Here is a 24,059-nt window from a genome sequence, read left to right as displayed (position 1 = left end):
CCCGCGGCCTCCCAGGCCGTCACGCCGAGCACCGCACGGAGCGATCCCGGACGGAGATCAACCACTGTTCGACGGTGACCTCGTCGGGCTGGTCGGGTAGCGGGCTGGTGGCCAGGTCCGCCGTCATCCGGCTCACCAGCCGGTCCCGCCAGGCGACGATCTCGGCCCAGGGCACCTCACCGGCCTTGATCGCCAGCAGACGGTCCCGGTCGGCGCCCACGTCCAGCACCAGACGGCCGGTGCGGACCAGGTCACCCCCGGCCGTCAGCAGTCGGATCAGGTGCATCACGTGCCGCCACGCCGGAACGCCGGCGCGGGCGATCCCCCGCTCGGCCTTGCCGAACTGGGCGGTGGCGTACCGCAGGTAGGTGTCGGCCACCCGCCGGGACAAGAAGGCCGGCGTGAGCGCCCGCAGTTCCACGCCCAGCGGGGTGCACGTCTCGACCAGCGGGGAGTGCAGCACCTCCAGGACCGTGGGATTCGCCGCCAGCCCGAGCGTGCAGACCCGCTCCACCTCCCACCGCACCTGCTCGTCGAGAGGCCCGTCGTGATGGCGCGCGGGTTTCCGCAGCCCCCAGAACGCGGAGGCCGGCAGGGCGTACACCCCGCGTCGGTCGGTGTCCGAGGCCGCACCGGACAGCCCGAACGCGCGGGAACCGACGACCACCTGCAAGATCGTGTGGTCGTCGACCAGCTGATCCGTCAGTGCGTGCTCCACTGCCGCCGCCTCCCCCGAACGTTGCGCCGACCGCCGGGCGGCCGTTGTCCGGTGCACACCATGCCGGTCCGGGAGTGCTGACGTCGAGCCCTTTCCTCAGCTCACGACGGCGTCGATCGCGCCGACGCGCAGGGTGCCGTCGTTGAGGGGCGTGCAGCGGATGCCGCCGGTGGTGCGCAGCGCCTTCCACGTCCCCGGGCCGACGGTGACGTCCATCCAGGCGCACGGTCGGGCCGCCCGGTTGACCCGCAGGCTGACCGGGCCGTCGCCGGAGTCCAGCACCAGCACTCTGCCGATCAACTCGTCCACGGCGATCCCGGTGGTGAGGATGTTGCGCCGCACCTCGGCCAGGCCGATGCCGACCGGCAGCGACTCCTGGGCGATGACCGTGACGCTGGCGTCGCGGTGTGCCTGCTGGCCGAAGTACCGGTCGCCGACGATGCCGAGACCGGCCCGGATCCGGACGGCGTCGACCAACTCACCGGGCGGTGCCGGGGCCGGGCCGTCGGCGGGCCGGCCCAGGAAGCGGTGCACGGGCGAGGCCAGCAACTCGACGATCTCCGGCATGGCAGGAATTCTACGAACCGGACCGGGCCCGCCGGGGCAGGTCGACGGATGAGCCGGTGGGGACGGCGGCGTGAGCGTCGCCGTCCCCACCGCGCCCCGGTTCAGGCCGGCGTGCCGGTGACGGTCAGGTTGCGCAGTCGGCCCACGTTGTCGAACGAGCCGAAGCCGACCCGTCCCGAGCCGAACGTGGTGTCCTTCGCGGTCAGCAGCGGGTCCCGGTGCCCGTCGACGTAGACGGCGATCTCGCCGGTGGCCGGCAGGTGCACCACCCGGACGCGGTGCCACCTGGCGTCGGTGATCGCCGGGTTGGCGCCCCGGGAGCGGCCGTTCCACTGGTGGTCGATGCGTTCCCGGTCGGCGTTGTTCACCTTGAAGATGCCGTTGTGCGGATAGATCGTGTTGTCGGTGGAGAGGTGGGCGTAGTAGAACTCGGTGTCCGAGCGCCATCCGAACACGATGATCACGTCCCGGTTGGTGACCTCCACCGGCGTGTCGAGTCGTACCTGGGCGTCGACCTGCACCGACGACCACGCCGGGCCGTTGGTCAGCACTGCGTACTCGAAGGGTCGGCGCGGGCCCGGCCGGCTCTCCCCGGCCTCGGCCAGGATGACCTGGTCGCCGGTGAACTGCCACTTCGCCGGCGTCACCGGCGCCCAGTTCGCGGCTCCCGTGGTGCGGCGGACTGTGACGTCCCCGACGTCACCGCTGGCGAACTCCCGGGTACCGGTCACCTTCCAGACCTTTCCGTTGGCCTTCGCGACGACGTAGAGCTCACCGGCGGCGTCGGTGCCGAAGCGCAGGTCCACCCGGTTGGGGTCGCCCGGCGCGCCCGGTGCGGACAGGTCGCGCATCCGGACCGGGTTGCCCGCCGCGTCGAAGAGCGCGAGCTGGTGGATCGTGGCCAGGTCCCGGCCCCGGCGCATCTCGTTGGCCTCGGTGTAGAGCACCCGGCCGTCGACCAGGTCGCCGAAGACGTACTTGCCGCGCAGCGCGGGCAGCGCCCGCCCCCGGTAGACGAAGCCGCCGGCCACCGCGACACCGACGTCGTCGGTGCAGTTCCAACCGGCGGCAGGGTCGTGGTCGTACGCGGCGACCGGGTAGGTGTAGCCGTATGTGTCGTCGTCGGCGGGCAGCGGGAGCAGCCGATCGCAGGGGTTCGTGGCCGTCTTGTCGAAGACGAAGGAGCCCTCGCGCTCGCTCCAGCCGAAGTTGTCCCCGGCGCGGACCTCGTAGATGGCCTCGACGGCGTGTTCACCGATGTGCCCGAGGTACATCCGGCCGGTCGCCCGGTCCCAGCTGAACCGGTGCGGGTCCCGGAAACCCACTGCGTAGAGCTCGCCGAGCGCGCCGGCCCGGCCGACGAACGGGTTCCCGGCCGGGATGCCGTAGCGCCCGTTCGCGGAGTTGGTGCCCCGGGGCTCGATCCGCAGCAACTTGCCGTGGGGCAGGGCCAGGTTCTGTGGGTCGGTGTTGCGGGCGCCCTGGCCACCGTCGCCGACGGCCAGGTACAGCAGGCCGTAGTCGCGGTCGTGGCGCGTGGCAGTGGGGTTGAAGTTGATCTCCTGGATGCCGTGTACCTGGCCGCCGAAGCCGATGCGCAGCACCTCCCGGTGCGTGCCGGCGAAGGTGGCGGCGGCCGGATCGGTCGCCGTCCACTCGGTGATGACGCCGTGGAAGAGCGCGTTGGGCTGGGCGTAGTCCGGGGTGACAGTCGTCGTCGACGCCAACTCGGTGTGGATGGTGTAGAACCGCCCGTTGGCACCGAACTCGGGGTGGAACGCGACGTACCCGAAGCCCTGGCCGAGCCCTCGCCCGGAGAAGAACCGCGGCGCGAACGTCGCGGCCACGTCCAGGTAGACGTGCGGCACGCCGCCCTCGACGAGGTAGAGGCTGCCGTTGAGGTCGGGCACCGCCCGCCGGCCGGAGCCGTCGGGCACCTCCATGATGGTGTTGATCCGCGCGGTACGCATGAGCCGCGCGTCGGTCGGCGCCGGGGTGGGGTACGACTGCGGGAAGCTGGCGTACTCGCTGAGGACCAGCCCGAGTCGGGACTGGACCGGCATGTCAGGGATCGGGTCGTAAACCGCGTCGGCGGCCCGCGCGGGCGTGGCGACCAGTGTGGACAGGATCAGCACGAGGGCGGTGAGGCCGGCCCTCAGTGTGGGCCGGCGGCGTGTGCCGGCGCGGCGGTGCAGGGTGCGCACGCGTGTCTCCTTCTCGGTGGGACGGTGCCGAGGGTGTCAGCGGGCAAGGTGGCGGTACTGCCTCCGCACGTCGTTCGCGGAGACCACACTGTCGAGGAACATCAGGCCGTCCATCCGGCAGTCGCACGGGTTGCGTTCCAGGGTGTCCTGGGGGAAGCTGCCACCGATCTTGATGCCCCGGGGGTCGGACGCGGTGGTCACGTGAGGGCCCGGCCCGGACACCAGCCACGGGTCGTCTGCGCGGGTGTAGAAGCCGTCCACCGGTTCGCCGTCGCGATAGAGGGCGAGCGCGCCGGTGGTGAAGTCGAAGGTGGCGGCCAGGTGCACCCACTCCCCCACCGGCAGCAGCTCGCGCCAGTCCCGGGTGGCGGCGAAGGTCTGTGAGTTGCCGCCGTCGAGCCGCCGGCCGAGCGCGACGAGACGCAACTCCCCGTCGACGTCGATCAGCTCCAGCAGGGCGCGCACGCCGTGGCCGTCGGAGTCGCCGGTCAGTACTCCGGCCAGCCCGATCGCGTTGTACCTGTCGTCCGGGTCGGCGGTGGTGGAGTTGGGCAGCGGGCTGTCCATGTTCAGCTTGAACCAGCCCATGACCGTGGTGCCGGCGGTGGCGCTGAAGGGACGCAGTGTCCGCACCCCGCTGGCCGACCAGGTGCCGGCCTTCCAGTCGTCGTTGCCGGCGACGGTGGGACTGACCTGCCGGGTCTGCACCGCGTTGCGGCTGCCCCGGTAGGCGCGGTCCGGCACCCGCATGGCGGCACCGCCGTTGATCAGCTCGATCTCGGTGCCGGAACGCCCCTGGTCGCGTTCCAGGGCGGGGTCGCCGGGCACCGGGTGGTCGAAGTCGTACGCGGCGACCAGGTGCGCGCGCAGCGCCGGGTGGACGTCGGACGGGATGCTGCGATCCGCCTGCGCCGGTGGCGCGCTGGCGCCGGTCAGTGCGCCGATCGCCAGGAGGGAGACGGCCGCTCGTCGGGCCCTGGACATGGCTGTCACCTCGTTTCGCGGCATGCCGGATGCCGGTCACGTAAGCGCTTACGTAAGCGCTTACGTACCCTAGGCTTCGATCGATGCCGCTCGCAACAGATCGGGTGGCATGAATGTTTCCGGAGGATTGCGGATGCCCAGGGCCAGCCGGCGGCCGCGCCTCGTGGACGTCGCCGAACACGCCGCCGTCTCGCTGGCGACCGCCTCCCGAGCGCTCGCCGGCCGCGAAGGGGTCAGCGCCGAGGTTGCCGACCGGATCCGGCAGATCGCCCGTGAGCTGGGCTACGTGGCCAACCCGTACGCCCGCACCCTGGCCAGTGGGGCCACCTCCACGGTCGGGTTGATCGTCCACCAGGTCGACGACCCGTACTTCTCCGAGATCGCCGCCGGGGTCATCCAGCTCGCCGCCGAGCAGGGGCTGCTGGTGCAGATCTGCCAGTCCGGGCGCGACCCCGACTACGAGCTGCAACAGCTGCGCCACCTGATCGCCCAACGGGTCGGCATCGTCCTGATCAGCGGTTCCGGCTACGACGACCCCCGGATGGAGAGCGCGGCCCGCGCCGAGCTGGCCGCGTTCCAGGACCACGGCGGCCGGGCCGCGGCCATCGGACGACACGCGCTCGGCGTCGACGCCGTCCTGCCGGACAACGAGGCCGGTGGCCACGCGCTCGCCCAGCACCTGATGGATCTCGGCCACCGGCGGATCGCTGTCGCCGCGGGCAGCGCCGGCCTCACCACCGTCGCCGACCGGCTGGCCGGAGTGTCGTCGGCCCTGCGGCAGCGCGGTGGGTCTCCCGCCGACCTCGTCGTCGTGCACAGCGACTTCACCCGCAGCGGTGGACGCGCCGCCGCCGAGCAGATCCTCAACGAGCATCCCGAGACGACGGCGATCATCGCGCTCAACGACGTGATGGCCATGGGCGTGCTGTCGACGTTGCGGTCCCGCCGCGTGCCGGTGCCCGCGCGGATGTCAGTGGTCGGCTTCGACGACGTCTCCGTGGCGGCCGACCTGGCACCCAGCCTCACCACCATCCGCCTGCCGATGACCGAGATGGGCCGCACGGCACTCACCCTCGCGCTCAAGCCGCGCACGACACGTCCTCGCCGCCGCCCGACCGGGCACCTGCTGGTCGTCCGCGACTCGACCGGGCCCGCGCCGAGGACCTGACCGACGCCGCGCCGATCAGACCGCCAACGCCGCCCGGACGTCCCGCTCCGCCGTCACACCCCCGTCGCCGTGCGAGGTGACCCGACCGGACTCCAGCACGTGGTAACGGTCCGCCACCCGCAGCGCGAAGCCCAGGTGCTGCTCGACGAGCAGCACACTGAACCCGGACTGCCGGGTCAGCTCCACGATCCGCTCCTGGATCTCCGCGACCACCGACGGCTGGATGCCCTCGGTCGGCTCGTCGAGCATCAGCAGCCGGGGCCGGGTGATCAGGGCGCGGGCGATGGCCAGCTGCTGGCGCTGTCCGCCGGAGAGCAGCCCGGCCCGACGGCGCAGCAACGGGCGCAACGCCGGAAACAGGTCCAGCACCTCCGCGGTGGCCACCGCCCCGTCGCGCCGGCCGTCGGCGACCAGCCGCAGGTTCTCCGCCGCGGTCAGGTGCGGAAAGCACTGCTGACCCTGCGGGACGTACGCCATCCCCCGCGCCACCCGCTCGTGCGGCCCGGCGCGGGTGACGTCCTCGCCGTCCAGCTCGACGGTGCCGGCACTCGGGCGCAGCAGCCCGGCCGCGACCCGCAGCAGCGTGCTCTTGCCGGCCCCGTTGTGCCCGAGCACGGCGGCCACCCCGTCGGGCGGGACAGCCAGATCGACCCCGTGCAGCACCCGAGAACGCCCGTACCCGGCGTGCACCCCACGCAGCGTCAGCATCATGCCTCCAGGCCAGTGCGGGCCGACCCGGCGTCGACCGGGTGGCCAAGGTAGACCTCCTGCACGCGCGGGTCCGCCTGGACCTGCGCGACAGTGCCCTCGCTGAGCACCCGGCCGGCGTGCAGCACTGTGACGCTGCGCGCGAACCGACGCAGGAAGTCCATGTCGTGCTCGATCACGACGACGGTGCGATCCCGGCTCACCAACTCCAGCAGAGCGCCGGTGGCGTCGCGTTCCTCGTGGCTCATCCCGGCGACCGGCTCGTCCAGCAGCAGCAGCCGCGCGTCCTGCACCAGCAGCATGCCGATCTCCAGCCACTGCTTCTGGCCGTGCGCGAGCGTCCCGGCAAGGTCCGCGGCCCGCTCGGCCAGACCAATGGTCTCCAGCGCGGCGGCGATCTCGTCGGGCACACCCCGGCGACGGCGGGCCAGGGTCGCCCAGCTGCGCCGGGCGCCCGCCGCGATGTCGAGGTTCTGCAACACCGACAGCTCCTCGAAGACCGTCGAGGTCTGGAAGGTTCGCCCGATGCCGAGCCGACTGATCCGGTGCACCGGCCGGCCGAGCAGTTCCTCGTCACCGAACCGGACCGAGCCGGTGGCCTTGACCAGGCCGGTGATCGCGTCGACCAGTGTGGTCTTGCCGGCGCCGTTCGGCCCGATCAGGAACCGGATGTCGCCGGCGGGCACCTCCAACGAGACGCCGTCCACTGCGGTGAAACCGTCGAAGCTGACCCGCACGTCACGGACGGACAACCCGTCCAACCGCTCGCCGCTCATGCCGCCGGCACCTCCGTCCGTTCGGCGCGTCGTCGGCCCAGTGACAGCCACCCGCGCCGCAGCGGCTGCGCGGAGACGTCGCGGCGGCGGGCCAACGCCCACAGCGACGCCAGGCCGCCGGGAAGGAACGCCACCACGACCACGAAGAGCAACCCCTGCAGGTACGTCCAGGTGCCCGGGAAACGCTCGGAGAGGGCGGTACGCGCCCAGGCCACCGCCACCGCGCCGAGCACCGGCCCGAGCAGTGTCGCCCGGCCGCCCACCGCGACGCCGATGACGAACTCGATCGACGGGACGATGCCGATCAGCGCGGGCGAGATGATGCCCACCGCCGGCACGAACAGCGCCCCGGCCAGCCCGGCCATGCCCGCCGCCACCACGTACGCCACCAGCTTGACCGACGCCGGGTCGTAGCCCAGGAAGCGGACCCGTTCCTCACCGTCGCGGACCGCCACCAGCAACTCGCCGTAACGGCTGTGGATGAGCTGACGGGTCAGCGCGAGCAACGCCAGCAGCGTCCCGGCGATGATGAAGTACACCATCCGCTGGTTGACCGGGTCGTCCAGGTCGTAGCCGAAGAAGCCCTTGATGTCGGTGAGCCCGTTGGTGCCACCCGTGGTGCCCTGCTGGCCGATCAGCAGGATCACCATCGCGGCGGCGAGCGCCTGACTGAGGATGGCGAAGTACGCGCCGCGCACCCGGCGACGGAAGACCAGCGAGCCGAGCCCGAAGGCGACGATCATCGGCAGCAGCACCGTCGCGGGCAGCGCGAACCACGGGCTGGCGAACGGCCGCCACCACAGCGGCAGCTCGTCGAGTTGCCCGTACAGCTGCATGAAGTCGGGCATCCCACCTGGACCCGCGTCGGCGAGCTTGAGGTGCATGGCCATCGCGTAGCCGCCGAGGCCGAAGAAGACGCCCTGGCCGAGCGTGAGCATCCCACCCCGGCCCCAGGCGATCCCGATGCCGACCGCGACCATGGCGACGCAGAGGTACTTGGCGAGCAACGCCAGCCGGAAGTCCGACAACACCAGCGGGGCGACGGCGAACAGCAGCGCCGCGCCGAAGGCGAAGCCGGCCAGCGTCCGCATCCGTGAGCGGCCGGCGGGGCGGCCCGGTGGTACGGCGCCGGCAGGCGCCGGGCGGACGGCGGTGTCGGGTGGCGCGGGGGTGACGGCTGTCATGCGAGGCTCCTGGTCCGCAGGGTGAACAGGCCCTGTGGCCGCCACTGGAGGAACGCGACGATCGCCACGAACACGATCACCTTGGCGACGCTGAGGGTGGTCAGGTACTCCCCGGTGGCCTGGAGCACGCCGAGGGCGAAGGCGACGATCACACTGCCCTTGAGCTGGCCGATCCCGCCGACCACGACGACCAGGAAGGCGTCGATGATCAGGTTGGTGCCCATGGTCGGGCCGATCGGGCCGAGCAGGGTGAGGGCCACCCCGGCGAGCCCGGCCAGGCCGGAGCCGAGGAAGAAGGTCGTCCGGTCGACCCGGGAGGTGGCGATACCGGAAACGGCGGCGAGGTCGCGGTTCTGCACCACAGCGCGGATCCGACGCCCGAGCGGGGTGAGTCGCAGCGCCAGGGTGAGCGCCGCGACGGCGGCCAGCGCCAGGGCCAGGATGAACAGCCGGTTGTTGGCGATGGTCAGCCCGCCGGGCAGCGCCACGTTGCCGGTGAGCAGCTCGGGCGCGCGGGTCTGCACGTTCGGGCTGCCGAAGATGTCCCGGGCCAGTTGTTGCAGGATCAGTGACACACCCCAGGTGACCAGCAGGGTGTCCAGTGGCCGGGCGTAGAGCCGGCGGATGAGCAGCACCTCCAGCAGGACACCCATGGTGCCGGCGACCACGAACGCCACCGGCAGCGCGACCGCCAGCGACAGGCCCGCGCCGGTGATGCTCTGTTGCAGAACGTAGGTCGTGTACGCGCCGGCCATGATGAACTCACCGTGCGCCATGTTGATCACGTTCATCTGGCCGAAGGTCAGCGCGAGGCCGAGCGCGATGAGCAGCAGCACCGCGCCGATGCTGATGCCGGTGAAGAGTTGACCGAAGAGGACTGTCACGGTGGGTACTCCGAACTGCTGGTCGGGTGGCCCGGGCAGAGCGCGCGGCAACGCGTTCCGCCCGGGCCGGCGTCGTCAGCTCAGGCCGCTCGCCCACGGGTAGGTCTTGAGGTACGGGTCCGGTGCGACAGGCTTGCCCGAGTTCCACACCTCGGTGATCAGGCCGTCCGCGCCGATCTTGCCGATCCGGGCGGTCTTGGCGATGTGCTGGGTCTTGCCGTCGACGGTGACCAGACCCTCCGGCGCGTCGAAGGTGATCCCGTCCGAGGCGGAGCGGACCTTCTCCACGTCGAAGGCGCCGGCCTTCTCGACCATCGCCTTCCACAGGTGCACGCCGACGTACGCGGCCTCCATCGGGTCGCTGGTCGGCTTGTCCGCGCCGTACTTCGCCTTGTACGCGGCCACGAACTTCGAGTTCGCCGCACCCGGGGTGGTCTGGTAGTAGTTCCAGGCCGTCAGCTGGCCCTCCAGGTACTGGGTGCCGATGCCCTTGACCTCTTCCTCGGCGATCGACACCGACACCACCGGCATCGCGGCGGCGCTCAGACCCGCCGACTTGTACTCCTTGAAGAAGGCCACGTTGCTGTCACCGTTGAGCGTGTTGAACACCGCGTCCGCGCCGGACGATTTGACCTTGTTGACGATGGTGCCGAACTCGGTGGAGCCCAACGGCGCGTAATCCTCACCCAGCACCGTCATCCCGTTCGCGGCCGCGTACGCCTTGATGATTTTGTTGGCGGTCCGCGGAAAGACGTAGTCACTACCGACCAGATAGACCGACTTCGCGCCCTGCGACTTCAGGTAGTCCAGCCCGGGAACGATCTGCTGGTTGGTCGTCGCTCCGGTGTAGAAGATGTAGGGCGACTGCTCAAGTCCCTCGTACTGCACCGGGTAGAACAGCAACGCCTTGTTCTTCTCGAACACCGGCTTGACCGCTTTGCGGCTGGCCGACGTCCAACAGCCGAAGACGGCCGCCACCCGGTCCTCGGAGATGAGCTTCTCGGCCTTCTCCGCGAAGGTGGGCCAGTCGGAGGCGCCGTCCTCACCGACCGGCTGGATCTTCTTGCCGAGGACGCCGCCGGCCGCGTTGATCTCATCGACGGCGAGCATGATGGAGTCGCGGACGGTGACCTCGCTGATCGCCATGGTCCCGGAGAGCGAGTTGAGCAGGCCCACCTTGACGGTGTCGCCGGAGACGTCGGCGGTGACGCCGGCCGCGCCGCCCTCGTCGGTGGTCTTGCTGCCGCACGCGGTCAACGCGGCCGCGGCGACCAGGGTCATGGCACCCGCCAGGATGCGGCGGCCCCGGAATAATGACATCTACTCTCCCTGCGGTGCACTCAAGTGGCGAAAGGACGGTCGGTGCGGTCCGATGGAGCTGACGTGGGCGGTGCCAAGGTCGACGGGTGGACGCCGCGCAGGGCACCGGATCGGATATGGGCACCGAAAGCGTCGACCGGCATGATTGCGTGGGTGTTTCCCAGTCCTTAATTGACTGTTTCCGAGGGACCGCCGAGGCGCGCACGAAAAACGGCCGACACCGTTGGGGAGGAAACGGTGTCGGCCGTTCGGAAAGACGCAGAATAAGTGCCACCACAATGGTCGACGGACGAATCCGCCAACAGTGGGCACACAATGGCGAGATCTGACCCCGTGGCCAGATACTTCACGCAGGAAGCATCTTAGGACGGGATCGGGTGGCGCTGTCAAGGGTCGGGTGGGCCGACTGCCGTGCCCGCTTCAGAGCTGGGCGAGCACTGTGAAGTCGAGCCCGTCGGCCTCGGCCAGGTAGATGCGCTGCCGGACGTGCCGCTGACGCAGCCGCAACCGCCCACGTGGGCCCTGATAGGCGACCGTGTCGGCGGCCGTCTCGATGGCCCGCACGTCGAGGGTGCGGGCCTGGCCGATCAGCGCGGCGAGCAGCATGACGCCCTCGTAGCAGGACTCCCCCAGGCTGCCCAGCGGCGGCGCCTCCACCCCGAAACGCCGCGCGAACTCGCCGTGGAAGTCGAGATTCTCCTGGGTGACCAGCCCGGCGAAGAAACCCGCCGTGCTGTACAGCCTCCGGGTCGCGCCGGCGCCGCTGGCCAACAGCATGTTCTCGTCCATGAGGGTGCTCAGCCGCAGGCAGCGCTGGTCCAGACCGGATCGGGCGAACGCGCGGTTGAACCGCACCGCGTCGGCACCGACCAGCAGCATCAACACAGCGTCCGCGTCACTGTGCTCGATGCGGCGCAGCACCTCGGTGAAGTCGTGCGCGTCCAACGGCAGGAAGTGCCGGCCCACCACCTGCCCGCCGCCGCGCAGCGCGTACCGCTGCGCCGCCCGCGACGTACGGCGCGGCCACACGTAGTCGTTGCCGACCACGAACCAGCGGCGCACACCCTGTTCCCCGGCGAGCAGCCGCATCGCGGGCCACAACTGGGCATCCGGTGTCTCGCTGGTCAGGAAGACCCCTTCGGTGCGTTCGCCGCCCTCGTAGAGTGCGGTGTAGACGTACGGCACCCGGTGCGCGACGCGGGGCGCCAACGCCTGGCGCACCGAGGAGATGTGCCACCCCGTCACCCCCTGCACGGCCCCCACCGACACCAACGCCTCGACCTCGGCGGCCACCTCGGCCGGCGGTGCGCCACCGTCGACCAGCACCAGGCGGACCTCCCGGCCCAGCACACCACCGCACCGATTGATCTCCTCGACCGCGAGCTGCGCGCAGAGTTCACAGGTGGGGCCGAACATGCCGGCCGGCCCGCGCATCGGATAGACCAGCGCGATGCTGACCACGGCACGGTCGACGGTCAGCCACGGCGGTGCCGGCGCGGACATGAGCACATGATTGCCCGGCCTACGACGGAAGACCAGCGCTCACCACTGACCGGGACGACTCGCTACCATGACAGGGCCACCGGACCAGGGAGTTTCATGTCAAACGTGCCCGGGGCGCCAGCCGACCTGCTGCGCTCGCTCACCCGCGCCGAACGGCTGCTCTCCCGCCGGCTGGGCGCTGTTCTGGCCGACGACGCGATCAGCATCGAGGCGTGGAGGGTGCTCTGCCTGCTCGCCGACGGCCAGGGTCACCCGATGAGCGAGGTGTCCGCCGAGGCGTCGCTGCCGCCGGGCACCCTCACCAAGCTGGTCGACCAACTCGTCGACCGCAATCTCGTCTTCCGCCGGATCGATCCGATCGACCGCCGACGGATCCGGGCGTACCTGACGGCTCGGGGCCGCCGTGAGCACGCCCGCCTGGACGAGCGGGTCCGGGCCAGCATCGCCGAACTGGGCATCGCCGAACTGGGCATCACGGAGATGGGCATCACGGAGATGGGCGTCGCGGAGACCAGCGAGGCGGGCATGCCCCCGGCCGCCAACCTCGTACGCCAGCTCGACGACCTGATCGGCCGCCTCGATCCGGTCCGGCAGCGAGTGCACGCCGACGCGGCCGGCCCACACCGCTGACCCCCTTCCCCGCTCCCCCGCTCCCCCGCTCCGGGCTCCGAGCTCCCCGGTCCGGGCTCCGGGCTCCGAGGTCCGGGCTCCGGGCTCCGAGCTCCGGGCTCCGGGCTCCGGGCTCCGGGCTCCGGGCTCCGGGCTCCGGGCTCCGGGCTCCGAGCTCCGGGCTCCGGGCTCCGGGCTCCGGGCTCCTAGGTCCGAGCTCCGAGCTTCCGTGCGTTCAGGCGTTCGGGCGTTCGGGCGTTCAGCGTTCGGGCGTTCGGACGTTCGGGCGTTTGGACGTTCGGGCTTGCGGACATTCGGGCTTGCGGGGCGTTCGGCACGGCCTTGAGCGCGGCCCGACCACCCGCCCCACACGGCAGAGAGCGTGATGTCTGTGAGTCATCACGATGACTCACAGACATCAGGCTCTCTGGAATGTCCGCCGGCCGGCACCGTCGTGCTCTGCACCAACCTGGCCTCGGGAACGGTCTCGCCGAGGCCGATCACCCTCGGCCGCCGCGGGTGACACGGGCCATGGCGGCGCCGCGCAGGGCCAGGACGGCATCGCACCAAGACCGCCAGGACCAGCAACCGCCAGGACCAGCAACACCGCCAGGACCAGCAACCGCCAGGACCAGCAGGACCGACAGGCGGCCCGGTAGCGGCTCCTCAGACCGTTAGGTGGGCGCGCAGGGTGTGCGCGTCGGGAGCGGTGGCCGTCCACAGTGTTGCCGGGCCGCCGGCCAGCGGCAGCCGGGCGACACTGCCCTCGACCGTTGGAGGTTCGGCGGGTCGCGACGGATCGACCACCAGCAGCGATCCGGTGGCCGGTGCACCGCCGAGCACCGCCGGGCCGGCCCAGCCCGGCGCGTGCGGTCCCACCGCGAGGGACTGGCGCAGCAGCGGTCGACCCGCGTAGTCGACCTGGGTGTGTACGACGGCGCCGCCGGGTGCCTCGCCGTACCGGCCGCAGATCAGCTCGTCGCGCCACCGCAGGCTCGCGCCGGCGGCCAGCTCGATCCGGGACTCGGCGAGGTGCGCGCAGCCGGCCGCCGCGACCAACTGTTCCGGAAGCCAGTGCAGCGTGGCGCCGGCGTGCACCACCCCCCGAACCGCCATCCGGGAGACGGCACCCGCGCGACCCGGTAGGGCGATCGACGCAGCGACGCTGTGCACCCGGACGGCCGCGCCCGGCCCGACCTCGATCTCCAGGCGCAGATCGTCCCCGGCGAGCGGCCCGGCCGCCCCGCCGACGAGGTGCACAGTGGCGACACCACCGTCGGTCGGGGTCTGGCGCAGCAGCAGCGGCGTTTCGCCGTGCAACTCGACCAGGGCCGTACCGCCCCGGCCGTCCGCCCGGGCGACCAGTCGAGCGAGCGCTCGCATCAGGCCGGGCCGACCGGCACGGCCAGTGGGTGCAGGGCGGCGTGGTGGGCCAACTCGTGCCGGATCCAGTCCGCGACCGACGTTGCCGTGGGGTCTCCCACGATGGACAGGAAGAGGGTCGGCAGGTCGCCGCGCCGGGCCCGCGCGTCACGATCCATGACGGCGAGGTCGGCACCCACCATCGGCGCGAGGTCGGTCTTGTTGATCACCAGAAGGTCGGCGGCGGTGACCCCCGGCCCGCCCTTGCGGGGCACCTTGTCCCCGCCGGCCACGTCGACCACGAAGATCTGCCGGTCGACCAGCCCCCGACTGAAGGTCGCTGTCAGGTTGTCCCCACCGCTCTCCACCAGGACGAGGTCCAACGGGCCGACCGCCTCGGCCAGTTCGTCGACGGCGTCCAGGTTGGCGCCGATGTCGTCGCGGATCGCTGTGTGCGGGCAACAACCGGTCTCCACCGCGCGGATCCGGGCCGGGTCCAGCACGCCGGCCCGCCGGAGGAAGTCGGCGTCCTCGGTCGTGTAGATGTCGTTGGTCACCACGCCGAGCCGCAACTCGTCGGCGAAGGCACGGCAGAGCGCGGCCACCAGTGCCGTCTTGCCGGAACCGACCGGGCCGCCGATGCCGACCCGCAGCGCACGGCCGGCACGCGCCAACGGCGGATGGGGGTCCACCCCCGGCTCCGGGTGAGTGTGCGGAACGGTTTCGTCGTGGGGTGGCGTGGCCGGCGGCGGCGTGGCCGGCGGCGGCGTGATCGGTTCGACGGCGGGCACAGCGCTCGGCACAACGGTCTCAGGACGCAAAGAGACGCACCTCCCAGGTGGCATGGATTTCGGCATGGATGTCGGCGAGTGGAGCGGCGGCGGCCGGCAGCCGCTCCGGTGGGTCATCGGCGGCCCGCGCCGCGTCGGCGGCCGTGCCGTCGCAGGCATCGGCCAGGCCGACCAGCAGGGACTGGACCTGGTACGGGTCGAGGCCGAGCAGACGTACGCCGGCACTGGCCGCCCCGGTCAGCGTTCCGTACGCGGCGATCGTGGCGGTCTCCACGCGGGACAGCCCGGCCGCGGCGCAGAGCAGCCCGAGCACCAGCGGTTGGTGTACGCCACCGGGCCCCACGGGCAGGTCGGCGAACGGTGCGTCCGGCCAGATGGTCCGCCCGGCTCGTAGCAGCGCCCGGCCCTGCCGGCGCGAGACCGCCCGCAACGCCGGGGCGGCGGTACGCGCGTCCAGCTCCGCGTCGAGCCGAGCCAGCGCCCCCGACCGAGCGGTGGACCCGGCCGGTGCCCCAGCGCCGACGGCGGACCCGGCCGGCGCGTCCGATGGTCGGGCGGACCGGGCCGGGTGCGCCGAGCCGACCGTCTCGGGCATCGCCACCCGGTGTGCGGCCGCCGCGAACGCCGCGCCGACCAGACCGGCGGTGGCCAGCCGTCCGGCCAGGAACGCCTCCAACGAGGCCAGGTCGGTGACGCGGCCGGCGGCGACGGCCGCCTCCAGACCACCGGAGTGCGCGTGGGCCCCGGCCGGGAAGCGTCCGTCGGCCAACAACAACAGCAGGCTCGGCGTCGCCATCAGAACAGGAAGTACCGCTGGGCCATCGGCAGCCGGGTCACCGGGTCCGGTTCCACCACCTGCCCGTCGATCCGCACGGTGAAGGTGTCCGGGTCCACCTCGATGCGCGGCATCGCGTTGTTCTCCGGCAGGTCGGCCTTGCCCCGCGACCGTACGTCGCTCACCGGCACCACCCGGCGACGCACGTCCAGGCGGAGCCCGGCGTCCAGGGCCGCCGGGGCCACGAAGGCCAGGCTGGTGGCGGCGGCCGCGTTGCCGTACGCCCCGAACATCGGCCTCGGCAGCATCGGCTGCGGTGTCGGGATGGAGGCGTTGGCGTCGCCCATCTGGGCGTAGGCGATCATGCCGCCCTTGAGGACCAGGAGCGGTCGTACGCCGAAGAACGCCGGGTCCCAGAGCACCAGGTCGGCGAGCTTGCCCGGCTCGACCGAGCCGATCTCCTGTTCCAGCCCGTTGGCCATCGCCGCGCAGATGGTGTACTTCGCCACGTACCGTCGGGCCCGGTGGTTGTCGGCGGGCCCGTCGCCCGGCAGCGCGCCGACCCGGTCCTTCATCACGTGGGCGCTCTGCCAGGTCCGCATGATCACCTCGCCGACCCGACCCATCGCCTGCGAGTCGGAACCGATGATGGAGATGGCGCCGAGGTCGTGCAGCAGGTCCTCGGCGGCCATCGTGGACGGTCGGATCCGGCTTTCGGCGAAGGCCAGGTCCTCCGGCACTGACGGGTTGAGGTGGTGGCAGACCATCAACATGTCCAGGTGCTCGGCCAGGGTGTTCGCGGTGTACGGCCGGGTCGGGTTGGTCGACGACGGCAGCACGTTCGGTTCGCTGGCAACGGTGATGATGTCCGGCGCGTGCCCGCCACCGGCTCCCTCGGTGTGGTACGAATGGATCGCCCGGCCACCGATCGCCCGCAGGGTGTCGGCGACGAACCCGGCCTCGTTGAGCGTGTCGGTGTGGATCGACACCTGGACCCCGGACGCGTCCGCCACCCGCAGGCAGGCGTCGATCGCCGCCGGTGTGGTGCCCCAGTCCTCGTGCAGCTTGAAACCGCCCGCGCCGGCCCGCAACTGTTCCCACAGGGCCTCGCTGGAGACGGTGTTGCCCTTGCCGAGCAGCAGCACGTTGACCGGCATCGTGTCCAGCGCCTCGTGCATCCGGGCCAGGTGCCAGGCGTTCGGGGTGACGGTCGTCGCGCGGGTCCCCTCGGCCGGCCCGGTGCCGCCGCCGACCATCGTGGTGATGCCGCTGGCCAGCGCCTCGGTGACGATCTGCGGGCAGATGAAGTGCACGTGGGTGTCGACAGCGCCGGCGGTGAGGATCCGCCCGTTGCCCGCGATCACCTCGGTCGACGGGCCGATCACCAAATCGGGGTGGATACCGGGCATGGTGTCCGGGTTGCCGGCCCGGCCGAGCGCCACGATGCGCCCGTCGCGCAGCCCCACGTCGGCCTTGACCACGCCCCAGTGGTCGAGCACCACCGCGCCGGTGATGACGGTGTCCAGTGCCCCCTCGGCGCGGGTGGCACGGGACTGCCCCATCGACTCGCGGATCACCTTCCCGCCGCCGAAGACCGCCTCGTCGCCGCCCACGCAGTGGTCGGTCTCCACCTCGATCAGCAGGTTGGTGTCGGCCAGTCGGATCCGGTCGCCGGTCGTCGGCCCGTACAGGTCGATGTAGCGGTCGCGCCGCACGGCGCTCACCGCGGCGACCCGTCGGCCGTGACCGCGTGCGGCGCCGGGTCCAACGGTCCCGCGCACTCTGCGCGCAGGCCCGGCACGACGCGTGCGCCGCCGAGTGGTACGAGGTCGACGCTGCGGTTGATGCCCGGCTCGAACCGGACGGAGGTTCCGGCCGGAACGGCGAGCCGTTGCCCCCAGGCCGCGCCCCGGTCGAACGACAGCGCCGGGTTGGCTTCGGCGAAGTGGTAGTGCGAGCCGACCTGTACCGGGCGGTCGGCGGTGTTGACCACGAGCACCGTGGTCACCGGACGACCCACGTTGATCTCGACCGGGTCCGCCGCCGGCAGGATCTCCCCGGGGATCACGGGATCGGGTGGTGCACCGTCACGAGCTTGGTGCCGTCCAGGAAGGTCGCCTCCACCTGCACCTCCCTCAGCAGCTCGGGGATGCCGTCCTGGACGTCGTCGCGACCGAGCACCGTCCGGCCGGCCGACATCAGGTCGACCACCGACCGCCCGTCGCGGGCCCCTTCGAGGAGGAACGCGGTGATCACCGCGACGGCTTCGGGGTAGTTGAGGCGCAGGCCGCGTTCGCGGCGGGCGCGGGCGACATCGGCCGCGACGTGGATGAGCAGGCGGTCCTGCTCGTGCGGGCTGAGGAACACGGGCTCTCCCGGTGGGGTCGGCGTGCCCGGCTCGTCGTCGGCTCCGCACGGAGCCACGCCGGGCATCAGCGCCCGGGGACGAGCTGGGAGTCACACGACCGCCGGGTCACCGCCGACGGGGCGACCCGGGACTCCACCATCCCGGCCCGCACGACGGGCAACCGGCGGTGTCGGGTCGGATGCGGACCGCACCGCCCACCGCTGACCAGACCGTAGAGGATCACCACCGACCGAGGCAACAGTCCAACGCGGACGGCCCGCGTACCCGCGTGTCCTGATCCCCGGCAACGTGCGATCCGGTGAGAGCATGACCTGGGCGGGCTTTCCGTCGTCCCGGTCGGGCCTCGGCGCGATCGGCACCGACAACCGGGGAGGCACCTGATGCAGGAGTCAGCACCTGCGGCGAACGCTGACGGTGAACGCCGGCTGCGGACGCTAACAGTGGTCGGGGTGGCGGCCAACGTCCTCGGTGTGGTCACTGCGGTGGAGGGCGTGTTGCGCCGGGACGCGCTGCTGGTCGCCCTCGCCCTGACCGCGGTTCTGCTGCTCGGCGGATTCTGGTTCTGGTACCAACGCACCCGGCTGGCGATCGCGCTGCTCGCGCTCGGTTGTGTGCTGCTCGGCGGCGTCGTGGCGACGCAACTCGGCCGCGAGTCGACGCCGCCACCCGTCGCCGGCGGCACGTCGACGCCCACACCGTCGACATCGGGCGGCGCTTCCCCGCCGAGCACCGCCGTCACCCCGTCTCCGGCGCCAGCCACACCAACCGCCAACGGTGCGGGCGTGGTCGACCCGGACGCGCCACGCGTCCTCGTGGACCGCAGCGTGGTGCTGCCGCGCGGCGCGGCGATCGACGTCGATCGGCCGGATCAGCAGGTCGTCGCGAAACACACCGACGGGGCCACCGACGGGCTCGACCTGTACCACGACTGGGCGGACATCCGGTCGGACAACATCCAGGTGGCCAACCCGCCGAACGTGTACCAGTACTCCGGCGGCGACCCCCGAGAGGCGTACCCGGTCTGCGCCGTCGACGGCCTCGGGTCGGCGCGGGCGTCGTTCACGCCGGGGGCGGACTTCTGCTTTCGCACGTCGGAGGGGCGCGTCGGCTTCGCTACCATCGCCCCGCCCAACAAGGATCAGGTGTTCGTCGTCCACGTCGTGGTCTGGGACGCCACCGGCGCCTGAGGTCGGGGCGCGGGACGGCTGTTCCGGTGCGGGGCAGGCAGGGGATGATCACCGGATGACGGCGACGAGGGGTACCCGCGCACTGCTCGGTGTTCTGTTCCTGGCGGCGGCCACGGTTGGGGCGTGGATCCTCTGGCTGGGCTGGGACACCCGGTACACGGTCGACGCGCAGACCGGCGCGAGCAGTGGCCCGTACGAGCCGTGGCAGGTGATCGGTTGTGTGGTGACGCTCGTGCTGCTGGCCGCGCTCGCCGGGACGCGGCTCAGCCCGTGGCTGGTGGCGCCGGTGATGACTGTGGCGTTCACGGCGGTCTGGTCGTGGCGGGCCGCAGGGACCGACGACAGCGGATTGTGGGCGGTCGGGGCGGTTCTGGTGCTGGTCGGGATGGCGGTCGGCAGCGCCCTGGCGAGCCTCGTCGGGCGGCGGGTCGGCCAGCGGTTCGCCGGCCGATCCGTCTAGGGACGACCCATCGCCCTGTGAGCGCCGAAATGCTACGAAGGGGAGGTGCCTGACCTGACAAGCTCCCCTGGTGCCACGTCCCTGGAAACTCCGCGGCTGCTGTTGCGCCGCATGCGAAGCGACGATCTGGACGGGTTCGCCGCGGTCAACGCGCAGCCCGAGGTGATGCGCTACATCCATGACGGCCGCACCCTGGACCGGGCCGCGACCGCGGAGCGTCTGGCCACCTATCAGCGGCACTGGGACGAGCACGGCTTCGGCCTGTACGCGGTGGAGGTCAGAGAGACCGGCGAGTTGGCCGGTTTCACCGGACTGGCGGTGCCGACCTTCCTGCCCGAGATCATGCCGGCCGTGGAGATCGGCTGGCGGCTCGGCCGCGCGTACTGGGGTCGGGGCCTGGCCACCGAGGCTGCCCAGGCCGTTGTCGCCCACACTCGTGCCGCGCTCGACCTGCGGCGGCTGGTCAGCATCCACGTCGTCGGCAACGAGGCGTCCGCGCGGGTGATGGTCAAGATCGGCATGTCGCTGGAGCGCGAGACCGTGCAGCCGGACACCGGCCGCCAGGTCCGGGTCTACGCGATGGACCTGTAGGCGGCGGTGGCGTCGGTTGCCGCGGGTCGGCCAGTCAGCGGGCTCCGGCGGGCTGCGGCGTTGGCACGCCGGCGAACGGGACGTCGACGTGGTCGGCGGCCCCTGGCTGGCCGTCGGGGTGCCGCCACAGCCCACTGTCGCGCAGGATCGGCAGCACACCCTCACCGAACCAGTACGCCTCCTCCAGGTGCGGGTAGCCGGAGAGGATGAACTCGTCGATGCCGAGTGCGTGGTATTCCGCGATCCGGTCGGCGACCTCGGCGTGGCTGCCCACCAGCGCGGTGCCGGCCCCTCCCCGGACCAGCCCGACGCCGGCCCACAGGTTGGGCGAGACCTCCAGGCTGTCGCGGGAGCCGCCGTGCAGGTCGAGCATCCGGCGCTGCCCCTCGGACTCACTGCGGCGTAGCCCGTCCTGCACCGCCCGAACGTCGGCCTCGTCCACGCCGTTGAGCAGGCGGCGCGCCTGCGCCCACGCCTCGTCGGAGGTGTCGCGGGTGATGACGTGCAACCGGATGCCGAAGCGGAGTTCCCGCCCGGCGCGGGCGGCCAGCGCTCGGACCCGCTCCAGTTTTTCGGCGACCAGGGCCGGTGGCTCGCCCCAGGTGAGGTAGACGTCGCTGTGGCGTACCGCCACCGGGAGGGCGGCGGCGGAGGACCCACCGAAGTAGACGGGCGGCACCGGGTCGGGCAAGCGGTGCAGCCGTGCCTGTTCGACGCGGACGTGGGTGCCGTGGTGGTCGACGGTCTCGCCGCGCCACAGCGCACGCACCACGTGCAGGAACTCGTCGGCCCGCGCGTACCGGGCGTCCTTGTCCAGGAAGTCGCCGTAGGCCCGCTGCTCCTGCGACTCACCGCCGGTGACCACGTTGAGCAGCAGTCGGCCCCGGGACAACCGCTGGAAGGTCGAGGCCATCTGGGCGGCGAGCGTGGGGGCCAGCAGCCCGGGCCGGAAGGCGACCAGGAACTTGAGCCGCTCGGTGACCTCGGTGAGCATCGCGGTGCTGAGCCAGGCGTCCTCGCACCAGGCGCCGGTCGGGGTGAGCGCGCCGACGAAGCCGAGTTGCTCGGCGCTGCGGGCGATCTGCCCGAGGTACGCCACGCTCGCCGGGCGGGCGCCTCCGGCGGCGCCTGTCGGTACGCCGTGGCCGCCGCCGACGATGTCCCGGCTGTCGCCGTTGGTGGGCAGGAACCAGTGGAAGGTGAGGGTCATCGGGGCTCTTTCCTCCAGCGGGGGCGGTCGGCGCACGCGGCGAGGCGGGCACCTCCTGAGGGGTGGGACGATCCCGTCGACAGCCTACCCATAAAACCTATCGGGTTAGTAGGCTACTGCCGGCGCCGACACCTGTCGATGCGCCGCCGTCCGCCTGCCCCCGACCCGAGGAGCCGCCATGCCCACCCCGCCGACGAGCCGTCCCCCGCAACGCCGCCTCCTGACGGCCGTGCTCACCACAGTGGCGCTGCTCGCCACGGTCGCGGTGAGCGCGTGCGGCGGGTCCGCCGATGCGGGCGGCGCGAAGGACAAGCTCCGGATCGGCTACCAGCGCTTCGGCGGGTTGAGCCTGGTCAAGGCGCGCGGCGCCGCACCGGATGTGGAGTGGTCGCTGTTCGAGAGCGGCCCCGCGCTCACCGAGGCGCTCAAGGCCGGCTCCATCGACATCGGACAGGTCGGCGAGGCGCCGCCCGTCTTCGCCGCCGCCGGGAAGATCCCGTTCTCCGTCATCGGCACCTCGGCACCGATTCCGCAGGGCGAGGCCGTGCTGGTCAAGGCCGACCGGGGCTACCGCAGCTTCGCCGACCTCAAGGGCAGGACGGTGGCCCTCAACAAGGGGTCCAACGTGCACTGGCTGCTGGTGCGGCTGCTGGAGGCGAACAACATGACGTTGAAGGACATCCAGGTCAAGTACCTCAAGCCCGCCGAGGGGCGGCCCGCGTTCGACGGCGGCCAGATCGACGCCTGGGTGATCTGGGACCCGTACTTCGCCCTGGCCGAGCAACCGGGGGTCCAGGTGCTCGCCGACGCGACCGGCCTGGCCAGCAACCGCGAGTACGTCCTGGCGACGCCCCGGGCGCTCGACAAGCGGACTGACGACATCCGGGCATTCCTCCAGCGCTACCGCGAGGTGACCGACTGGGGCATCGCCCACCCCGAGGAGCGAGCCAGCACCCTCGCGCCGGAGCTGAAGATCCCGCAGGACGTCACCAGCCGCGCCCTGGCCCGCAGCGCCAAGCCCCTCGCCCCGGTCACCCCGGCCATCGGCGACGAACTTCAGGCCATCACCGACAGCTTCATCGCCCTGGAACTCATCCCGGGGCCGGTCGACCTCCGATCCCGGGTCGACGGCCGGTTCAACGAGGTGTTCCAGTGAGTCGTACCGGCCTCGTCGAGGCGCCCGACGAGGTCGCGGCGGCGGTGCCGGTCGTACCCCGTCGTCAGCGGCCGGCCCGGCGCTGGCGACGGGTACTGAGCCCGGTGGTGTTGGTCCTGGGGTGGGAGTTGGCCGCACGGACCGGGCTGCTGGCGGCCGAGAAGCTGCCCGCGCCCAGCGACGTCCTGGCCACCGGCTGGCGGCTGAGCCGGGACGGGACGCTCGGCATCCACCTGCTGGACTCCCTCACCCGGGCCGGGGCGGGTCTGCTGATCGGCGGTCTCCTGGCCCTGGTCCTGGGCACCGTGGCCGGGCTGCTGCGGCTCGGTGACGACCTGGTCGACCCGCCGGTGCAGATGGCCCGGATGCTGCCGCACCTCGGGCTGGTCCCGTTGCTGATCATCTGGGTCGGCATCGGTGAATCGCTCAAGATCAGCCTGGTGGCTCTGGGTGCGTTCTTCCCCATCTACTTCAACACCTACGCCGGCATCCGGGACATCGACGAGCGGCTGGTGGAGGCGGCCCGTACCTGTGGTCTGGGGCAGGCCGCCCGACTGCGCCACGTGGTGCTGCCCGGCGCGCTGCCGTCGCTCTTCCTCGGCCTACGGCTGGCGATCGGGGCGGCCTGGCTCAGCCTGGTGGTCGGCGAACAGGTCAATGCCCAGACCGGTATCGGCTTTCTGATGATGGAGGCCCGGGAGTTCAGCCAGACCGACGTTGTGGTGCTCGGCCTGCTCGTCTACGCACTGCTCGGGCTGATATCCGACAGTGCGCTGCGCGTCCTGGAGAGGAGGATGTTGACATGGCGTCGCGGACTGCGGGCCACCTGAACGGCACCGAGCCGGTGCTGACCGCCCACGCGGTGAGCCGGGCGTTCGGGCCGACGGTCGTGCTGGCCGGGGTCGACCTGACCATCGCCCGCGGTGAGGTGGTGGCCCTGCTGGGCGGCAGCGGTTCCGGCAAGAGCACGCTGCTGCGGATTCTCGCCGGGTTGGACGGCGAGGCCAGCGGGACGAGCGTCGTGCACGGCACCGCGGCCGTGGTCTTCCAGGAGCACCGGTTGCTGCCGTGGAAACGCGTGGCGGAGAACGTGGGGCTCGGCCTGTCCGGCGCGGACGGCCCGGGGCGGATCCGGCGGGCGCTGGCCGAGGTCGGTCTGGCCGAGCGGGATCGCGCCTGGCCGGCCGAGTTGTCCGGTGGGCAGGCGCAGCGGGTGGCAGTGGCGCGGGCCCTGGTCCGCGAACCGGACCTGCTGCTGCTCGACGAGCCGTTCGGCGCCCTGGACGCGCTGACCCGACTGCGGATGCAGATCCTGCTGCGCCGGTTGCGCGCCGAGCACGGCTTCGCCGCCCTGCTGGTCACCCACGACGTGGAGGAGGCGCTGCTGCTCGCCGACCGGATCCTGCTCCTCGACGACTGCCGCATCGCCGCGGAGCTGCCCGTCGACCTCGGCCCCACCCGTACGCCGGACGATCCGGCCTTCGGCGCGCTGCGCCGTCACCTGCTCGACCGACTGGGCGTTCCCACCACCTGA

25 protein-coding genes are annotated in these 24,059 nt (G+C 71.9%); 8 read left to right on the top strand and 17 right to left on the bottom strand.

Features of this window, described 5'->3' with window-relative positions:
- Positions 1-19: 19 nt before the first annotated feature.
- The 4 genes from OG598_RS08670 to OG598_RS08655 all read right to left on the bottom strand — a co-directional run bounded on the left by OG598_RS08670 (position 20) and on the right by OG598_RS08655 (position 4,473).
- Positions 20-718 (bottom strand): nucleotidyltransferase domain-containing protein, encoded by a 699-nt coding sequence (locus tag OG598_RS08670; RefSeq protein WP_328653923.1) that lies wholly within the window; start codon positions 716-718, stop codon positions 20-22.
- Positions 719-814: 96 nt separating this feature from the next.
- Complete coding sequence (locus tag OG598_RS08665) at positions 815-1,285, bottom strand: molybdenum cofactor biosysynthesis protein (RefSeq protein ID WP_112589888.1); 471 nt, start codon at positions 1,283-1,285, stop codon at positions 815-817.
- A gap of 101 nt (positions 1,286-1,386) precedes the next feature.
- Positions 1,387-3,489 carry a PQQ-dependent sugar dehydrogenase gene (locus OG598_RS08660; RefSeq protein ID WP_328653922.1) on the bottom strand — a complete coding sequence of 701 codons (2,103 nt, stop codon included), beginning with the start codon at positions 3,487-3,489 and terminating at the stop codon, positions 1,387-1,389.
- Between the two features lie 36 nt (positions 3,490-3,525).
- On the bottom strand, positions 3,526-4,473 hold the full coding sequence (locus OG598_RS08655) for a LamG-like jellyroll fold domain-containing protein (protein ID WP_328653921.1): 948 nt from the start codon (positions 4,471-4,473) through the stop codon (positions 3,526-3,528).
- Between the two features lie 133 nt (positions 4,474-4,606).
- On the opposite strand from OG598_RS08655, the gene OG598_RS08650 reads away from it, so the two are divergent.
- A complete protein-coding gene (locus OG598_RS08650; RefSeq protein WP_328653920.1) occupies positions 4,607-5,641 on the top strand; it encodes a LacI family DNA-binding transcriptional regulator in 1,035 nt (344 codons plus the stop codon).
- A 15-nt stretch (positions 5,642-5,656) separates the two neighbouring features.
- Here OG598_RS08650 and urtE read toward each other — a convergent pair whose 3' ends face one another.
- The 6 genes from urtE to OG598_RS08620 all read right to left on the bottom strand — a co-directional run bounded on the left by urtE (position 5,657) and on the right by OG598_RS08620 (position 12,016).
- A complete protein-coding gene (gene urtE, locus OG598_RS08645) occupies positions 5,657-6,349 on the bottom strand; it encodes an urea ABC transporter ATP-binding subunit UrtE (RefSeq protein WP_328653919.1) in 693 nt (230 codons plus the stop codon).
- Entirely contained in the window at positions 6,349-7,125 is a 777-nt protein-coding gene (urtD, locus tag OG598_RS08640; RefSeq protein WP_328653918.1) for an urea ABC transporter ATP-binding protein UrtD, read from the bottom strand. Before urtD ends, urtE begins: the two co-directional genes overlap by 1 nt.
- Positions 7,122-8,309: an urea ABC transporter permease subunit UrtC gene (gene urtC / locus OG598_RS08635; protein ID WP_328653917.1), complete on the bottom strand. Its 1,188-nt coding sequence runs from the start codon at positions 8,307-8,309 to the stop codon at positions 7,122-7,124. Before urtC ends, urtD begins: the two co-directional genes overlap by 4 nt.
- Entirely contained in the window at positions 8,306-9,193 is an 888-nt protein-coding gene (urtB, locus tag OG598_RS08630) for an urea ABC transporter permease subunit UrtB (RefSeq protein WP_112605839.1), read from the bottom strand. The genes urtC and urtB overlap by 4 nt, the downstream gene beginning before the upstream one ends.
- Before the next feature lie 75 nt (positions 9,194-9,268).
- Positions 9,269-10,513, bottom strand: a complete 1,245-nt coding sequence (gene urtA, locus OG598_RS08625; protein WP_328653916.1) for an urea ABC transporter substrate-binding protein — start codon at positions 10,511-10,513, stop codon at positions 9,269-9,271.
- A gap of 420 nt (positions 10,514-10,933) precedes the next feature.
- On the bottom strand, positions 10,934-12,016 hold the full coding sequence (locus OG598_RS08620; RefSeq protein WP_328653915.1) for a substrate-binding domain-containing protein: 1,083 nt from the start codon (positions 12,014-12,016) through the stop codon (positions 10,934-10,936).
- A gap of 96 nt (positions 12,017-12,112) precedes the next feature.
- Between OG598_RS08620 and OG598_RS08615 the strand changes: the two genes are divergently transcribed.
- Positions 12,113-12,646 (top strand): MarR family winged helix-turn-helix transcriptional regulator, encoded by a 534-nt coding sequence (locus OG598_RS08615; RefSeq protein WP_328653914.1) that lies wholly within the window; start codon positions 12,113-12,115, stop codon positions 12,644-12,646.
- Positions 12,647-13,291: 645 nt separating this feature from the next.
- Here the strand turns inward: OG598_RS08615 and OG598_RS08610 are convergent.
- The 6 genes from OG598_RS08610 to OG598_RS08585 are packed head-to-tail and all read right to left on the bottom strand — an operon-like array spanning position 13,292 to position 17,920.
- Positions 13,292-14,008, bottom strand: coding sequence for an urease accessory protein UreD (locus OG598_RS08610; protein WP_328653913.1), 717 nt, complete (start codon positions 14,006-14,008; stop codon positions 13,292-13,294).
- Positions 14,008-14,808, bottom strand: coding sequence for an urease accessory protein UreG (gene ureG, locus OG598_RS08605; RefSeq protein WP_328653912.1), 801 nt, complete (start codon positions 14,806-14,808; stop codon positions 14,008-14,010). Before ureG ends, OG598_RS08610 begins: the two co-directional genes overlap by 1 nt.
- A complete protein-coding gene (locus OG598_RS08600) occupies positions 14,798-15,574 on the bottom strand; it encodes an urease accessory protein UreF (RefSeq protein WP_328653911.1) in 777 nt (258 codons plus the stop codon). The genes ureG and OG598_RS08600 overlap by 11 nt, the downstream gene beginning before the upstream one ends.
- Complete coding sequence (locus OG598_RS08595) at positions 15,574-17,277, bottom strand: urease subunit alpha (protein ID WP_328653910.1); 1,704 nt, start codon at positions 17,275-17,277, stop codon at positions 15,574-15,576. Before OG598_RS08595 ends, OG598_RS08600 begins: the two co-directional genes overlap by 1 nt.
- A complete protein-coding gene (locus OG598_RS08590; protein ID WP_328653909.1) occupies positions 17,274-17,621 on the bottom strand; it encodes an urease subunit beta in 348 nt (115 codons plus the stop codon). Before OG598_RS08590 ends, OG598_RS08595 begins: the two co-directional genes overlap by 4 nt.
- The gene (locus tag OG598_RS08585; protein WP_328653908.1) at positions 17,618-17,920 is read right to left on the bottom strand and encodes an urease subunit gamma; all 303 of its coding nucleotides are present in this window, start codon (positions 17,918-17,920) and stop codon (positions 17,618-17,620) included. The genes OG598_RS08590 and OG598_RS08585 overlap by 4 nt, the downstream gene beginning before the upstream one ends.
- A gap of 381 nt (positions 17,921-18,301) precedes the next feature.
- Here OG598_RS08585 and OG598_RS08580 point away from each other — a divergent pair, with 381 nt between their 5' ends.
- The 3 genes from OG598_RS08580 to OG598_RS08570 are packed head-to-tail and all read left to right on the top strand — an operon-like array spanning position 18,302 to position 20,159.
- A complete protein-coding gene (locus OG598_RS08580; protein ID WP_328653907.1) occupies positions 18,302-19,108 on the top strand; it encodes a hypothetical protein in 807 nt (268 codons plus the stop codon).
- A gap of 55 nt (positions 19,109-19,163) precedes the next feature.
- Positions 19,164-19,568 carry a hypothetical protein gene (locus OG598_RS08575; RefSeq protein WP_328653906.1) on the top strand — a complete coding sequence of 135 codons (405 nt, stop codon included), beginning with the start codon at positions 19,164-19,166 and terminating at the stop codon, positions 19,566-19,568.
- A gap of 45 nt (positions 19,569-19,613) precedes the next feature.
- A complete protein-coding gene (locus OG598_RS08570) occupies positions 19,614-20,159 on the top strand; it encodes a GNAT family N-acetyltransferase (RefSeq protein WP_328653905.1) in 546 nt (181 codons plus the stop codon).
- A gap of 34 nt (positions 20,160-20,193) precedes the next feature.
- On the opposite strand, the gene OG598_RS08565 is transcribed toward OG598_RS08570, so the two are convergent.
- Positions 20,194-21,369 carry an LLM class flavin-dependent oxidoreductase gene (locus OG598_RS08565; protein WP_328653904.1) on the bottom strand — a complete coding sequence of 392 codons (1,176 nt, stop codon included), beginning with the start codon at positions 21,367-21,369 and terminating at the stop codon, positions 20,194-20,196.
- Positions 21,370-21,547: 178 nt separating this feature from the next.
- Here OG598_RS08565 and OG598_RS08560 point away from each other — a divergent pair, with 178 nt between their 5' ends.
- The 3 genes from OG598_RS08560 to OG598_RS08550 are packed head-to-tail and all read left to right on the top strand — an operon-like array spanning position 21,548 to position 24,059.
- Positions 21,548-22,525, top strand: coding sequence for an aliphatic sulfonate ABC transporter substrate-binding protein (locus tag OG598_RS08560; protein WP_328653903.1), 978 nt, complete (start codon positions 21,548-21,550; stop codon positions 22,523-22,525).
- On the top strand, positions 22,522-23,355 hold the full coding sequence (locus OG598_RS08555) for an ABC transporter permease (RefSeq protein ID WP_328653902.1): 834 nt from the start codon (positions 22,522-22,524) through the stop codon (positions 23,353-23,355). The genes OG598_RS08560 and OG598_RS08555 overlap by 4 nt, the downstream gene beginning before the upstream one ends.
- The gene (locus OG598_RS08550; protein WP_328653901.1) at positions 23,328-24,059 is read left to right on the top strand and encodes an ABC transporter ATP-binding protein; all 732 of its coding nucleotides are present in this window, start codon (positions 23,328-23,330) and stop codon (positions 24,057-24,059) included. The genes OG598_RS08555 and OG598_RS08550 overlap by 28 nt, the downstream gene beginning before the upstream one ends.

Source organism: Micromonospora sp. NBC_00330 (assembly GCF_036136635.1).
GTDB classification, from domain to species: Bacteria; Actinomycetota; Actinomycetes; order Mycobacteriales; family Micromonosporaceae; genus Micromonospora; species Micromonospora salmantinae.
This window is presented reverse-complemented; position numbering and strand designations above follow the sequence as displayed.